This window comes from uncultured Pseudoxanthomonas sp. (assembly GCF_947498795.1).
GTDB lineage: Bacteria > Pseudomonadota > Gammaproteobacteria > Xanthomonadales > Xanthomonadaceae > Pseudoxanthomonas_A.
The window spans coordinates 1-14,606 of sequence record NZ_CANMLQ010000014.1; the positions used below are offsets into that span (position 1 = coordinate 1).

Sequence of the window (14,606 nt, forward strand, 5' to 3'; positions counted from 1 at the left end):
CCACGCAAGACGCTGGACTACGAAACACCAGCAGAGCGATATCGACAAACTGTTGCGTCGATTGGTTGAATCCAAGGTCGGAAGCGGACACTGAATGGAATGAGGTAGGGCCGCTCAGATCACGCATTAGCAATCTAGACAACGCCGGGAATTAGCGCCTTGGTGCGTAGCTTGTATGTCGTATAGACGTGACCGAACTTCTCGCTGAGCCAACGCTCCTCCACACCGAGCTTGCGCCAGAAGGAGGCCAGCACGATCGCGACGGCAAAAAGACCTCGCCAGTCTCCCACCTTCAGCGCCGTGCCAAGGAAAGCGAGCAACAGGCCCGTGTAGATGGGATGGCGAACGTACCGATAGGGCCCGACGTCGATAAGCTCATGATCGTGCTTGAGCTGGACGACACTGCTCCAGTTGCGTCCAAGAAGATGCCGCGACCAGCAAGCCAGGCCTGCACCTGAAACGGCGAGCGCCAGACCGAGCCCTTTGACCCATACCGCTTTGGGAACGAAACGTTCTCTGAGGAAGCTACCCTCGAACCAATCGCCTGGGCCGAGCAGGACAAAGGCGACAACCAAGGGCGACCAGTAGACGAAAAGCTGAAGCAACACGGGTTCAGTGCGGCTGGAGCGCTTCACGTTGCGCCCGCTCCACAGCCAGAAAAGTCCGACAGACCCCCAGACGATCTTGAACGCGATGGATATGAGGTATTCAGTCATGGAGTCTCCCGTTTAGTGACCGATACGGCGTCTTTCTGATTCGCTGACTCCATCCAGGGAATCGCGTCCCGCCAGTTGAGCCACCATGCCTTGGGGGGGCGCGGAATGCGCTCCCACCACAGATTCATCGCATGCATGCTGCCATGTGACCACGCCTCTTGGTGCTTGGCATCCGTCGGCACGCCGAGCAGCGCAGCCAGCCTCGAATAGACCGGCCCGTTGGCCAGTGCTGGATAACGTGTCAGCAAACTGAGCAGTGCGAAGCTGTCCGCTGGCGTCGCCTCGCGGACGACGGCCTCTTCGCCGCCGGGCGGGCGCCCTCCTTCCGCCATCGCCAGATCGAGGTGGCGGACGGCCGCGCGGAAAGCGGCGCTCGACGTGGTCGCGAGGGGAATGCCACTGCGCGTCGCATCGAAGTCGAGGCCCGATCCCGCCGGCACCAGCGTCTCTTGTCCGTTGACGCGATGCATGATCCAGCCGTTGGTGACGTAGATCGTCCCCTCGCCCCGCAGGTCGCGGCTCATCTCGAATTCGCAGCCCAGGTCGACGGTTTCGCTGGCGCCCGCCGCGATGCCGAAGTACCCGGGAGGCGCCCAGATGCGCGCGCGTACGTGGCCCTCCAGCAGTTCCAGGCGATGATGGCCACCGCGCGTATCCAGCAACCGGATCCGCGTTCCCGGCAGGACCTCCATGCGGCCGATGCGCGCCACCTGGACCGTGGCCGATTCTCCGGCGCGGGTCGTCAGCGTCGTGCCGACGGCCAGCGCGGCCGGTGCGTGTCCTGTGTCCGCATCGACCGTCCACTGCCGGCGTTCTTCCCAGTGCAAGCGCCAGGGCACCCAGGCGGCGATGCACGCCACGCATGCCGCAAGCGCGATGGCGGCGGCGAGCACGCCGCGGCGCGCGCGCCGGCGCCGAACGGCCGGCGGCCCTGCCGACCACACCCGCTCGGGTGGCGGAACATGCCGGTACCGGCCCAGCAATGACGCGAGATGCGCCAGCGTCTCGTCGCCGGGTTGCTGCGGATCCCACAGCGGATCAGGTCGTTCGATCATCACCCTTCTCCTCGTGCTGCGTGATGATGCCCAGCGCATCGCGCAGCCGGGCCATGCCGCGATGAAGGTTCACCCGGACCGACTCCGGCGTCAGTCCGGTCAGGTTTGCGATCTCCGGACCGCTCAGGCCTTCGACCAGCCGCAGCATCAGGGTCTCGCGGTAGGCTTCGGGCAAGCGCCGGATCGCACGCAGCGCTTCGCTGGCCTGGGCGGCCGCATCGGGACCCGCGCCACGCCACGCGGGATCGTCGACCTCCGCGAGATCCCGTTCCTCGACCATGGAAACCGGACGGTTCCTGCGGGCGATCATCGCGATCCACGGGCCGAAGGACGCAGGCTCGCGCAATTGCGCCAATCGCTCGAACGCGACGACGAAGGTTTCCTGCGTCAGTTCTTCCGCCCGCGCGCGCGACGCCACGCCCAGGTGGATCGCATGCACCAGCGGCGCGAAGCTGCGGTAGAGCCACGCGAACGCCGACTGCGATCCACGTCGCGCGTCCTGCACCTGCCTGGCGATGTCAGCGGGATCGAGGGTGGCCTTCATGGCCCATGGGGTCCGGGGTGGCCTGGATGTAGAGGGCGGTCCGAGCGGAAGTGTTAACACGCCGGACGCGGTTAACGCAGCGTGGCGACGCCGGCTCTTCCCTTGTGGACTCCGGAGACCGCTCATGCCCCACCCCACGCCCTCGTTCCGCCCCTTCGCTGCCCGTGTTGCGCGCGTGCTCCTCGCGTCGCTACTCGCCGCGTGTTCAGCGCCGGGCGCCGCCGCCACGCCCGTCGTCGGGTTGCCCTGCGAGGACTGTGACGTGCCCCTGATCGGGCTGCCCGCCGATCCTCCCGCCCTCGTCCGCCTGGCGCCCGATGACGAACCCGGCGAGCGCCTGCGCCTGACCGGACGCGTGACCGACGCGCAAGGCAGGCCGCGCCGCGGCGTGGTCGTATACGCGCACCAGACTGACCGCCAAGGCGTCTACCCGGGCGAAGGCGGCAAAGGCGATGACGGCATTCGCCTGCATGGACGACTGCGCGCCTGGGCCGCGAGCGATGCGGAGGGGAGGTACACCTTCCTGACCATCCGTCCCGGCAGCTATCCGGGCAGCACGATGCCGCAGCACATCCATCTGTACGTCATCGAGCCAGGCTGCGCGCTGTACTACATCGACGACGTGCTGTTCCGCGACGACCCGCACCTGACCGCCGCGGCCGAGCGCAAGGCGAACAAAGGGCGCGGCGGTAGCGGGATCGTGACGCCGGTGCTGACCGCGGACGGATGGCAGGCACGGCGCGACATCATGCTAGGCCGGAACATTCCCGGCTATCCCGGTTGTGCTCCATGAAACCGCAGTCCTTGGACCGCTATCCCTGCATCCTGCGCGTGCTGCATTGGCTGCTCGCCCTGATGCTGGCCCTGCAGTTCGTGCTCGGCTTCGCAGCGGAGTATGGCGCCGCGCGGGTGTCCGAGGCGCTGCTGCCACTCCATTTCCGGCTCGGCGTCATGATCCTGGGACTGACGGTACTGCGCCTGTGCCTGCGCCTCGTGATGCCGACGCCAGCGGCCGACCCGGGAGAGTCGCCCGGTCTCCGTCGCGCCCGGTCGGCGGTCCACGGCGTGCTTTACCTGCTGGTGCTGGCGGTACCGGTCAGTGGTCACGTGATCTGGGTATGGATGGGCGCGGACCGCAGTTGCCCGGAGGATTCGAGGTGCCGGCACTGTTCGTGCCGCCGGAGGATGAAACCGGCCGCGCCGTCGCCTGGTACGTGCACGTCTATGGCGCCTGGATCCTGCTAGGGCTCGTAGGCCTCCACATACTCGCTGCCGTACTCCGCCAGCGGGCGCGACGGGATGGGTTCATCACCCATCGCATGGGGTTCAAGCGGCTTCGGCCGGAAGAACGCGGACCATGAGAATCCAAGCGAGAAAGTTCGCAAATCCTCGACACACTAACACCGTGGTGGATGTCCGCTCCCGGCCCGAAGCTGACATTCTGTCTGTTGTCTCCGCACCAACTCATTCCTTGGGCGCTTTGATTGTGTGTTAGCGCAAAACAGGTAGCGATCCAACAGCGGCGCGCAACTCATCAAACACCACCCGAACCCTGCCTGATACGGGCCCGCGCTGAGGCCGGTAGACGTATAACCCCCATGCAGGAGGTTCCTCCTGCTCCAGTACTTGCACGAGCTTTCCGCTGGCGATGTAAGGAGCCGCCATATAGTCGGCCAGTTGAGCGAAGGCAATCCCGGCCAACGCTGCCCCCATTTCCATATCGGCGTTATCTGCGATGAAGGCCGGCGAAGTGGGCGTCCACTGGTGTCCCGCCTTGAAGTGCCAAGGCCAAGGGCGGCCGGTATTGATATCCACGGCAGCTGTAACCGGCAACCCGGCTAGCGCTTCGATCCCTTCAGGTACGCCCACTTTCTTGATCAGGCGCGGAGTCGCAACGATCGGGAGCCGCATGTCGGCCGCCTTTCGCGCAACGAAGCGGCTATCGCGCATGAATCCGACCCTGATCCCGACGTCGATTCCTTCGTCAACGGGGTTGCTGACGCGATCAGATAGGCGCACGTCCAGCGTGATGCCAGGATGTCGTGCGGCGATGCGCTCCAATGCGGGCAAAACTGCCCTGACACCGAGGCTGTGCGGCGCGGTGATCCGAACCGTACCTGACAGGGAAGTCTGCTGATCCGCCCCAGGTATCCGCCACAGGTCTTCGAAGCGCTCCAGAGCAGGACGCACCTGTTCCAGCAAGCCTTCGCCAAAAGCTGTGATGCGCACCTGCCGTGTGGTTCGATGGAACAACACCTCGCCGTAATGCTCCTCCAGGCGCTTGATAGCGCGTGTGACGCCCTGGGGCGATGTCCCCAGCCGTACAGCCGCATCACGAAAACTGTTGCACTCGGCAGTCACGCGGAAGATCCGCAGTAATTCGATTTCCTTGTTCACAGCGCGCACCTCGCGGCCATTTTCTGACGCTCAAACATTATTCCATAAATAGGAATTATGAAAGCTAAATAATTCCATATACATATCGAAAGTGGGTTCCCAAACTTGGCGCCATTCCGGGATGCCCGGCTGCCGTCCACCCGAACACGGAACCCGCATGAACACGACGAATCTGATCACCGCCTACTACGACGCTTTCAACCACGGCGACCGTGAGGCCATGCTGTCGATGCTGACCGATGACGTTGCGCACGACCTCAACCAGGGTGCGCGCGAAACCGGACGCGATACATTCCGTACGTTCCTGCAGCGCATGGATCGCTGTTATGGCGAGCAGTTGCGCGACATCGTGGTGATGGTCAGCGCCGACGGCCTGCGTGCAGGCGCTGAGTACGTCGTGCATGGCGAGTACAAGGTCACGGACGAGGGGCTGCCGGAAGCTCAAGGCCAGCGTTACGTGCTGCCGGGCGGTGCGTTCTTCGACATCCGCGACGGCAAGATCGCGCGCGTCACGAACTACTACAACCTGGACGACTGGATCGCGCAGGTGGGCGGGGAAGACTGAGATGAAGGCCGACGTGCGCGTGCTGACCTTCCGCGGAGCGGAGATGACCGAATGGATCGACGCCATAGCACGCCTGCGCGCGGAAGTCTTTCGCAACTTCCCCTATCTGTACGAAGGTGACGCTGCGTACGAGAAACATTACCTGTCCATGTATACCCGCTCGGCGGACAGTCTGCTGGTGCTCGTGCATGCCGACGGCCAGGTCGTCGGTGCATCCACGGGCTTGCCGCTGGGCGATGCGGAGTCCGCTATCCAGGCGCCGTTTGCCGAGCGGGGAATCCCGGTAGAAGGCGCGTTCTATTGCGGCGAGTCCGTGCTGCTTCCGACCTTCCGTGGCCTTGGCCTGGGTCATCGTTTCTTCGACGAACGCGAAGCACACGCCCGTTCACTGGGCGATATCCGGTGGACGGCGTTCGCATCCGTGGATCGCGCAGATGACGATCCTCGACGCCCGGTCGATTACCGCAGCAATGATTCCTTCTGGGCCCGTCGCGGCTACGTACGACAGCCGGACATGAAGGGGCGGCTGCCGTGGAAACAGGTGGGCGAGACGCGCGAAACCGAGCAGACATTGACGATGTGGCTGCGCCCTTTGGAGAACTCCCGATGAAAGTGGCTGTTGCGAAATACGAGGTGGGGCAGCCCATCAGTTTCGAAACGTTCGCGGCGCGGCAGCGGTTGATTCTGGACGAAGCGCATCGTGCCGGTGCGGAGCTGGCCGTGTTGCCCGAGTACCTGTCCCTTGAGCTGGCGGCAACGTTCGCACCTGACATTCGCAGTGATCTGAATGCTTCGTTTTCTGCACTGCAGACTATGGAATCGGCGTGGCTTTCACTGTACTCGGGCCTGTCGCTCGAACTTGGCATGACCATCCAGGCCGGGACGTTCCTGACCAAGGTGGCTCCGGAGCGTTATCGCAACCGGGCTTGGTGGTTCGCGCCCGACGGCACGCGCGACTATCAGGACAAGTTGCAGCTGACGGGATTCGAGAAGAAGGCCGGCGTCATCGAGGGCGGTGACGACCTCAAGGTGTTCGAACTTGATGGCATCAGCACCGGCATTGCCGTGTGTTACGACAGTGAATTCCCTTTGCCTGTTCGCGCTCAGCGCGAGGCTGGCGCGCGACTGCTGCTGGTGCCTAGTTGCACGGATACCCGAGCCGGTGCAACCCGGGTGCGTGTCGGGTGTATGGCGCGCGCACTGGAAAACCGGATGTTCGTCGCGCAGGCGGTAACCACCGGGACCGCCGACTGGAGTCCGGCTCTGGATACGAATACCGGCGAGGCCACGATCTACGCGCCGATGGACCACGGCTTTCCCGACGACGGCATCCTCGCGAGGACCCATGGCGCGCAGACATGGGCGATCGCCGAACTCGACATCGATGCCCTGGAACGAAACCGGGCACACGATCAAGTCGCTGTTGATCGCGATTGGGACAATCAGAAAAGGCCGGTATTCCAAAGAGCTCGGCACTCGAATTCGCAGGCCCCCTCACTCACCACCACTACCCGATAAAAGGAAACAACACCATGAAATCCCGCGCCGCTGTTGCCTTCGGGCCTGGGAAGCCACTGGAAATCCTCGAGATCGACGTCGAACCGCCTCGCAAGGGCGAGGTTCTCGTCCAGATCACGCATACCGGCGTTTGCCACACCGACGCCTTCACCCTGTCGGGTGACGATCCCGAGGGCCTCTTCCCCGTTGTGCTGGGGCATGAAGGCGCAGGCATTGTCGTGGAGGTGGGCGAAGGCGTGACCAGCGTGAAGCCTGGCGATCATGTCATCCCGCTCTACACCGCCGAATGCGGTGAATGCCTGTTCTGCAAATCCGGCAAGACCAATCTGTGCGTGGCCGTGCGCGCAACCCAGGGCAAGGGATTGATGCCCGATGGAACGACGCGGTTTTCGTACAACGGCCAGCCGCTGTTCCACTACATGGGCTGCTCCACCTTCAGCGAATTCACGGTCGTCGCCGAAGTCTCGCTGGCCAAGATCAATCCGGACGCCAATCCGGAGCACGTCTGCCTGCTGGGCTGCGGTGTGACCACGGGTGTCGGCGCCGTCCACAACACGGCCAAGGTACAGCCCGGCGATTCGGTGGCCGTCTTCGGCCTGGGGGGCATCGGTCTGGCTGCGATCCAGGGCGCACGTCAAGCCAAGGCGGGTCGCATCATCGCCATCGACACCAATCCGGCCAAGTTCGAGTTGGCCCGAAATTTCGGCGCGACCGAATGCATCAACCCCAAGGACTTCGAGAAGCCGATCCATGAAGTCCTCATCGAGATGACCGGCTGGGGCGTCGACCATACGTTCGAATGCATAGGCAACGTCAACGTCATGCGTTCGGCGCTGGAAGCCGCCCATCGGGGTTGGGGCCAGTCGATCGTCATTGGCGTCGCCGGTGCCGGCAAGGAAATTTCGACCCGTCCGTTCCAGTTGGTCACTGGACGCGTCTGGAAGGGTTCGGCATTCGGCGGGGTGAAGGGTCGTACGCAACTGCCCGGCATGGTCGAAGACGCCATGAAGGGTGAGATCGATCTCGCTCCGTTCGTCACCCACACCATGGAACTTGACGACATCAACGAAGCTTTCGACCTGATGCACGAAGGCAAGTCGATCCGCACGGTGATCCACTACTGATCCATCAATCCACGCCCCATCCATTCAACATTCAACATTAAGGAAAACTTTCTAGGTCCGCTCCAGTCATTTCCGGCGATGCCATCTTCTCGCATGTCTTTCTCGGTGCCGCCGACATCCGGCAATCGAGCGCGTTTTACGATGCCGCCTTGGGTGCCCTCGGCATCAAGAACCTTGGCCCTTTCGGCAACGGCTGGGTGCTCTACGGTCGTGACAAGCCGGCTTTCATCATCGCCCGCCCCCGCAATGGCGAAACCCCACCAGCAATGGAGTGACGGTAGGCTTCGCTGCCACCACTCCGGCCGAAGTGGATGCCTTCCATGCCGCAGGCCTTGCCGCCGGCGGCACAGATGAGGGGCAGCCGGGCGCGCGTGGTCATCTGCCGGGCGCCTATGCGGCCTACCTGCGTGATCCGGCCGGCAACAAGATCTGCTCGTATGCCTTATCTGAGAGCAAGAAAAAGCGAGGACGTCATGAAAGAGCCGGCAAAAGCCAATACGACAAGCCAATTCGCCAAAACCGTGTATGGCATGCCGGCTCACGTCGATCGGGATGCAGCCGTAGGCGAAGTGCATGCGCGCCCGCATCTGCTGATTCAAGCCCCGCGAGGCCTGCTGCAGTTCGCCTTCATGACCGAAGGCGACCCGAAAAAGGATCGGGCTGCGATGACCGAATTGTCCGATCGCCTTGGCGGGGCGTCGACTGACCTGGCGACGCCACTGCATGGTCTGACATGGAACGTAGGTGACCTGCATTGCGAAAAGCACACCGAGTTCTCGACGTACGTCTGGAGCGCTTCGCTCAATCCGGAGACGGCGGAGCCGGAAGGAGAAGATCCGTTCAAGCATGGCTTCACCCCGCCCGGGCCGGTCGTCTCCGGCATACGCCTCAGAGTGCTTCCTTGGACGCCAGAAGCGGAGAAAGAGGCCGATCGCTTCGATCCCGTAAGCCTGTGCTACTCGCTGGTGGAGAAGGATTTGGCTGCCATCCTGACCGACTTTCGACAGGACGAAGATGGCCTGACACATATCCTCATCCTGGATCGTGGCTTGACCCAGGCGCGGGCGGGCGCGCTCGCCCAACGCCTGCTGGAGATCGAAACCTATCGAACCCTGGCGCTACTGGCCCTGCCGTTGACACAGTCGATGACGGCGGATCTGCGGCGCATGGAAACACGGCTCGCGGCGATCACGGACGAGATGTGCACGAGGTTGGAAGATCGATGCGACAGCGACGTCCTGCTGACCGAGCTGACGAACCTAGCTGCCGAGTTGGAAGCCGGAGTTGCGGCAAACCTCCACCGCTTCGGCGCCAGCCGCGCCTACTTCGAGATCGTCGAGGAACGCCTGGCGACGCTATCGGAGGAAGCCGTATCCGGGCACTGCACTTGGCAGGATTTTCTCCTCCGCCGAATCGCGCCCGCAATGCGGACATGCCAATCGGTCAAGGAACGTCAGGCCAAGTTATCCGACAACCTGACCCGAGCCACCTCGCTGCTGAGCTCGTGGATCGACGTTGAGCTCGAGCGCCAGAACCGGGACTTGCTTGCATCCATGAACAACCGGGCCAAGCTGCAACTGCGCCTGCAGCAAACAGTCGAAGGATTGTCGGTCGCGGCGATCTCTTACTACGTCGTGAGCCTCCTCGGCTATCTGTTGAAGGGCATTCCCATCGTCCACGACGTCGTCGCGCCTGTGATGGCGGTCCTGGTGCCGGTTGTGATGCTGGCGATCTGGTGGATCGTGCGCAGGATCAGACGCGCCCACGGCGACACGACAGTGGAAGAAAGATCTTCCTGACCGGCTGCCGTCGGCAGTAGCGCCATTCACTGAAACACCGGAGAGCAACTTTGGAACGCGTCGAACATCACGCTTGCTTTGATGGCTGGCAGGACGTCTATCAGCACGAATCTGCAGTGCTCGGCTGCACGATGAAGTTCGGCATCTATCTGCCCCCACAGGCTCAGCAACGCAAAGTGCCGGTGCTTTACTGGCTCTCCGGGCTGACCTGCACCGAGCAGAATTTCATCACCAAGGCTGCTGTGCAGCGCTATGCATCCGAGCATGGAATCATCGTCGTCGCACCGGACACCAGCCCCCGCGGCGAGGGCGTCGCGGACGATCCTGCCTATGACCTCGGGCAAGGGGCGGGTTTCTATGTCAACGCAACGCAAACCCCATGGGCTGCGCACTATCGAATGTACGACTATGTCGTGCAGGAGCTGCCAGATATGGTCGAGACCCATTTTCCTGCGAACGGGGACCGTGGCATCAGCGGGCATTCCATGGGTGGCCATGGCGCCTTGGTCGTTGCCCTGCGCAACCCAGATCGTTATCGGAGCGTATCGGCCTTCTCGCCCATCTTTGCCCCCACGCAGGGTCCCTGGGGCCAAAAGGCCTTCGAGGCCTACTTGGGTACAGACCGAGAAACCTGGAAGCACTACGACACCGTAGATCTGATTCGCGCGGCGAAAGAACGCGTGCCATTGCTGGTGGATCAAGGATTGAACGACGAGTTCCTCGAGACCCAGCTTCGACCCGAGCTACTGCGCAATGCGTGCGACGAGGCGAATCACCCGCTGACGCTCAATCTCAGGGCGGGATACGACCGCAGCTACTACTTCATTGCCAGATTCATGGGCGAACACATTGCGCACCATGCATCGGCGCTGAAGGGCTGAACGATCCGCATCCGGAATTTGTGCCATCACCACTCCACGAACCGCAGGACAAGACCATGCCAACTCCCGCTTTCGGTGAATCCTCCTGTACCGCCGCCGCCAGCGGCATGGTGGAAGTGCGCGGCGCGCGCGAGCACAACCTCAAGGACGTGGACGTATCCATTCCGCGCAACGCACTGGTGGTGTTCTCCGGCGTGTCCGGCTCCGGCAAGTCCTCGCTCGCCTTTGGGACGATTTATGCGGAAGCGCAGCGCCGCTATTTCGAATCGGTGGCGCCGTATGCGCGCCGCTTGATCGACCAGGCCGGGGTGCCGGACGTGGATGCCATCGACGGTCTGCCACCGGCAGTGGCGCTGCAACAGCAACGCGGTTCCAGCAATGCGCGTTCCTCGGTCGGCAGTGTCACTACGCTGTCCAGCCTGGTGCGGATGATGTATTCGCGCGCAGGCGCCTACCCCGCCAACCAGCCGATGCTGTACGCCGAGGATTTTTCGCCGAACACGCCGCAGGGCGCATGCCCGACTTGCCACGGCCTGGGCCATGTGTTCGAGGTGACCGAGGCCACCATGGTCCCCGATCCGTCCCTGAGCATTCGCGAACGTGCGATCGCCTCGTGGCCGCCTGCCTGGCAGGGGCAGAACCTGCGCGACATCCTGGTCAGCCTGGGTTACGACGTCGATCGTCCCTGGAAGGATCTGCCCAAGAAGGAGCGCGACTGGATCCTGTTCACGGAGGAAACCCCGACGGTGCCGGTCTATGCAGGCTTCACGCCCGCCGAAACCCGTACTGCCCTCCGGCGCAAGATGGAACCGAGCTACATGGGCACCTTCACCGGCGCCCGGCGCTACGTGCTGCACACCTTCGCCAACACCCAAAGCGCGCTGATGAGAAAGCGCGTGTCCCGGTTCATGGAAGGCAAGCCGTGCGCCACCTGCCACGGCAAGCGGCTCAAACCCGAAGCGCTGTCGGTCACCTTCGCCGGGGTGGATATCGGCGAGTTCATGCAGATGCCGCTGGACCAGCTGGCAACCCTGCTCGAACCCATCGCAAAGGGCGATTTCCGCGCCCATGCCGCGGGGAAAGGCACGGACAAGCAGGCGACCCGGCGAGACCGTGCGGAGCGCGCAGCATCCGGCCGCGCGGTCCATGCAGCAGCCCCCGACGTACGCCGTACCTCCGCGCTGTCGGAAGAGAAACGACTCGCCGCGCAGCGCCTGGTCGGTGGCGTGATGGCCCGCCTGCGCCAGCTGCGCGGGCTGGGCTTGGGCTACCTGACGCTGGACCGAGCCACGCCGACGCTGTCGGCCGGCGAGTTGCAGCGCCTACGGCTGGCCACGCAACTGAGTTCGCTGCTGTTCGGCGTGGTGTACGTGCTCGATGAACCCTCGGCGGGCCTGCATCCTTCGGACAGCCGGGCCCTGTACGACGCGCTCGACCGGCTGCGCGACGCGGGCAATTCGGTGTTCGCGGTCGAGCACGATCTCGACCTGATGCGGCGTGCGCAATGGCTGGTGGACGTGGGGCCGGAAGCCGGTGAGCGCGGCGGCCGAGTGCTCTACAGCGGCGAGCCCAACGGGCTGCGCGAAATCGCCGAATCGCGCACCGCGCGCTATCTGTTCGACGAGATTCCCGCGCCCAACAGTCGTGGACGAAAACCAGCCGGATGGCTGGAGTTGCAAGGCATCCACCGGCACAACCTGCACGGCGTGGACGCACGCATTCCGCTGGGCGCACTGACGGCTGTGACCGGCATCTCCGGCTCGGGCAAATCCAGCCTCATCGCACAGGCTTTGCCGGAACTCGTGCTGCTGCATCTGGGCCACGAGCCCGAGGACGATGCAGCCGACAGTGACAGCGGCGAAGGGCTCGCGGTGATCGAAACCACCGGCGGCCATCTGGCCGGCGATGTGGACGCCGTGCAGCGTCTGGTGCAGGTCGACCAGAAGCCGATCGGGCGCACGCCGCGCTCCAACCTCGCCACCTATACCGGCCTGTTCGACCACGTGCGCAAGCTGTTTGCCGCCACGCCCGATGCGCGCCGTCGCCGCTACGACGCAGGGCGGTTCTCGTTCAACGTGGCCAAGGGGCGCTGCGACACCTGCGAGGGCGAGGGCTTCGTCAGCGTGGAGCTATTGTTCATGCCCAGCGTGTACGCGCCGTGCCCGGCCTGTCATGGCGCGCGCTACAACGAGGCCACGCTGAAGGTGCGCTGGAACGGGCGCAACATCGCCGAGGTCCTGCAGATGACGGTGGACGAAGCCCGCGACTTCTTCGCCGATGAAGATGCGGTGGCGCGACCGCTGCAACTGCTGCGCGAGATCGGCCTGGGCTACCTGCGCCTCGGTCAGCCGGCCACCGAACTGTCCGGTGGCGAAGCGCAGCGCATCAAGCTGGCGACCGAGTTGCAGCGCAGCCAGCGCGGCCGCAGCCTGTACGTGCTCGACGAACCGACCACCGGGCTGCACGCAGCGGATGCCGATCGCTTGCTGGTGCAGTTGCAGCGTCTGGTGGATGCTGGCAACACCGTGGTGATGATCGAACACGACATGCGCGCCGTGGCCCAGGCCGATTGGGTGATCGATGTGGGGCCGGGCGCGGGCGAGGCCGGTGGCCGCATCGTGGCGGCCGGCACGCCGCAGCAGGTGACGCGAGCCCGGGCCAGTCGAACTGCCCCTTTCCTCGCACAGGAGCTGGGGCGAGCCACGCCGGACGACCACCGCTGACGAGCGTCTTCTCGATTCGCACGCCAGTCTGCTTTGGGTGAGGTTCTACGTTGTACCGACCGAAGCATCAACTCCAATCCAAGCAGCTCAATCAGAAGAGTCTCCAATGTCTACCGGCATGTTCATTTTGCATTCCAACTACACGCCGGCAGGAGACCAGCCAGAGGCGATAGCGCGCCTGATCTCTGGCGTGGAGGAAGGTGACCTCCTCCCAGTAATTTGGACCAGCCAGAAGTAGAGGATTCGGCGACACTCAGGCCCCAAGGAGGCCCGTCGCCATGAAAAAGTCGAAGTTCACGGAAGAGCAGATCGCGTTCGCCCTGAAGCAGGCCGAGAGCGGCACGACCGTGGAAGAGATCTGCCGCAAGATGGGCATCAGCCAAGCCACGTTCTATGCCTGGCGCAAGAAGTTCGGGGGACTGGGCGTGGCTGAGCTACGCCGGCTGCGCCAGCTCGAGGAGGAGAACCGCAAGCTCAAGCAGCTGGTGGCCGACCTGAGTCTGGACAAGGTGATGCTGCAGGACGTCTTGTCAAAAAAGCTCTGAGGCCCGCGCAGCGCAAGACGCTCGTGGGCCACCTGATCGACCGATATCGGATTGGCGTACGCCGGGCCTGCGATGTGGTCCGGCAGAGCCGTTTGGCGTGGTACTACCAGCCCGAGGAGAAGCACGATGAACCCTTGCTCTGACGTATCGAGGAGATCGCCGCCACGCGCGTGCGTTATGGGTTCCGGCGGATCTTCGTGCTGCTGCGCCGGGAGGGCTGGAAGGCCAACCGCAAGCGCGTCTATCGGCTGTACTGCCAGGCAGGGCTCAACCTGCGGCGCAAGCGTCCGCGTCAACGCAAGGCCGCGGCACATCGCCTGGAGCGTACCGTGCTGACGGCCCCAACCAGGTCTGGAGTATGGACTTTGTTGCGGACGCCCTGTTCGATGGACGCCGGTTCCGGGCCCTGACGGTCGTGGACAACCTCACCAAGGAGAGCCTCGCCATCGAGGTCGACCAGCAGCTCAAGGGCGATGACGTTGTGGCGGTAATGGAGCGGCTACGCCACCAGCGTGATCTGCCGCAGCGGATCCAGACCGACAACGGCAGCGAGTTCATCTCGGTCGTGATGGATCGCTGGGCGTACGATCACGGGGTGACCATGGACTACTCGCGTCCCGGCAAGCCGACCGACAACCCATTCATCGAATCGTTCAAGGGCAGCTTCAGGGACGAATGCCTCAACACTCACTGGTTCCTGCAAGACGCTCAGCCCGCTTGACCGGCTGCACGTACCCTG

General features: G+C 63.7%; 13 protein-coding genes and 2 pseudogenes. 11 read left to right on the forward strand and 4 right to left on the reverse strand.

Translation table 11 applies throughout. The features are described 5' to 3' along the window. Positions 1-134: 134 nt before the first annotated feature. Genes Q0907_RS18320 through Q0907_RS18330 form a run of 3 tightly spaced genes read right to left on the reverse strand, consistent with a single transcriptional unit; the run spans position 135 to position 2,315 of the window. Positions 135-716 (reverse strand): isoprenylcysteine carboxylmethyltransferase family protein, encoded by a 582-nt coding sequence (locus Q0907_RS18320; protein ID WP_299347393.1) that lies wholly within the window; start codon positions 714-716, stop codon positions 135-137. After that, complete coding sequence (locus Q0907_RS18325; protein WP_299347395.1) at positions 713-1,771, reverse strand: hypothetical protein; 1,059 nt, start codon at positions 1,769-1,771, stop codon at positions 713-715. The genes Q0907_RS18320 and Q0907_RS18325 overlap by 4 nt, the downstream gene beginning before the upstream one ends. Then, the gene (locus Q0907_RS18330; RefSeq protein WP_299347397.1) at positions 1,755-2,315 is read right to left on the reverse strand and encodes a sigma-70 family RNA polymerase sigma factor; all 561 of its coding nucleotides are present in this window, start codon (positions 2,313-2,315) and stop codon (positions 1,755-1,757) included. Before Q0907_RS18330 ends, Q0907_RS18325 begins: the two co-directional genes overlap by 17 nt. Positions 2,316-2,577: 262 nt before the next feature. Here Q0907_RS18330 and Q0907_RS18335 point away from each other — a divergent pair, with 262 nt between their 5' ends. Next, the gene (locus Q0907_RS18335) at positions 2,578-3,108 is read left to right on the forward strand and encodes a hypothetical protein (RefSeq protein ID WP_299347399.1); all 531 of its coding nucleotides are present in this window, start codon (positions 2,578-2,580) and stop codon (positions 3,106-3,108) included. After that, positions 3,105-3,560 carry a cytochrome b/b6 domain-containing protein gene (locus tag Q0907_RS18340; protein WP_299347400.1) on the forward strand — a complete coding sequence of 152 codons (456 nt, stop codon included), beginning with the start codon at positions 3,105-3,107 and terminating at the stop codon, positions 3,558-3,560. Before Q0907_RS18335 ends, Q0907_RS18340 begins: the two co-directional genes overlap by 4 nt. A 246-nt stretch (positions 3,561-3,806) precedes the next feature. On the opposite strand, the gene Q0907_RS18345 is transcribed toward Q0907_RS18340, so the two are convergent. Beyond that, complete coding sequence (locus Q0907_RS18345; protein WP_299347402.1) at positions 3,807-4,712, reverse strand: LysR family transcriptional regulator; 906 nt, start codon at positions 4,710-4,712, stop codon at positions 3,807-3,809. Between the two features lie 157 nt (positions 4,713-4,869). Between Q0907_RS18345 and Q0907_RS18350 the strand changes: the two genes are divergently transcribed. The 9 genes and pseudogenes from Q0907_RS18350 to Q0907_RS18390 form a co-directional block, all read left to right on the forward strand. Then, positions 4,870-5,277, forward strand: a complete 408-nt coding sequence (locus Q0907_RS18350; protein WP_299347404.1) for a ketosteroid isomerase-related protein — start codon at positions 4,870-4,872, stop codon at positions 5,275-5,277. 1 nt (position 5,278) lies between these two features. Next, the gene (locus tag Q0907_RS18355; protein ID WP_299347406.1) at positions 5,279-5,887 is read left to right on the forward strand and encodes a GNAT family acetyltransferase; all 609 of its coding nucleotides are present in this window, start codon (positions 5,279-5,281) and stop codon (positions 5,885-5,887) included. Then, positions 5,884-6,795 (forward strand): carbon-nitrogen hydrolase family protein, encoded by a 912-nt coding sequence (locus Q0907_RS18360; protein WP_299347408.1) that lies wholly within the window; start codon positions 5,884-5,886, stop codon positions 6,793-6,795. Before Q0907_RS18355 ends, Q0907_RS18360 begins: the two co-directional genes overlap by 4 nt. A gap of 14 nt (positions 6,796-6,809) precedes the next feature. Then, entirely contained in the window at positions 6,810-7,919 is a 1,110-nt protein-coding gene (locus Q0907_RS18365; RefSeq protein WP_299347419.1) for an S-(hydroxymethyl)glutathione dehydrogenase/class III alcohol dehydrogenase, read from the forward strand. Between the two features lie 68 nt (positions 7,920-7,987). After that, positions 7,988-8,358: pseudogene (locus tag Q0907_RS18370) on the forward strand (VOC family protein); the annotation flags it as partial. A 34-nt stretch (positions 8,359-8,392) separates the two neighbouring features. Continuing rightward, on the forward strand, positions 8,393-9,718 hold the full coding sequence (locus tag Q0907_RS18375; protein WP_343229830.1) for a DUF3422 family protein: 1,326 nt from the start codon (positions 8,393-8,395) through the stop codon (positions 9,716-9,718). Positions 9,719-9,768: 50 nt separating this feature from the next. After that, entirely contained in the window at positions 9,769-10,599 is an 831-nt protein-coding gene (fghA, locus tag Q0907_RS18380) for an S-formylglutathione hydrolase (protein ID WP_299347410.1), read from the forward strand. A 56-nt stretch (positions 10,600-10,655) separates the two neighbouring features. Then, positions 10,656-13,322 carry an excinuclease ABC subunit UvrA gene (locus tag Q0907_RS18385; protein ID WP_299347411.1) on the forward strand — a complete coding sequence of 889 codons (2,667 nt, stop codon included), beginning with the start codon at positions 10,656-10,658 and terminating at the stop codon, positions 13,320-13,322. 278 nt (positions 13,323-13,600) lie between these two features. Further along, a pseudogene (locus tag Q0907_RS18390) lies at positions 13,601-14,579 on the forward strand (IS3 family transposase); the annotation flags it as partial. Positions 14,580-14,606 lie beyond the last annotated feature (27 nt).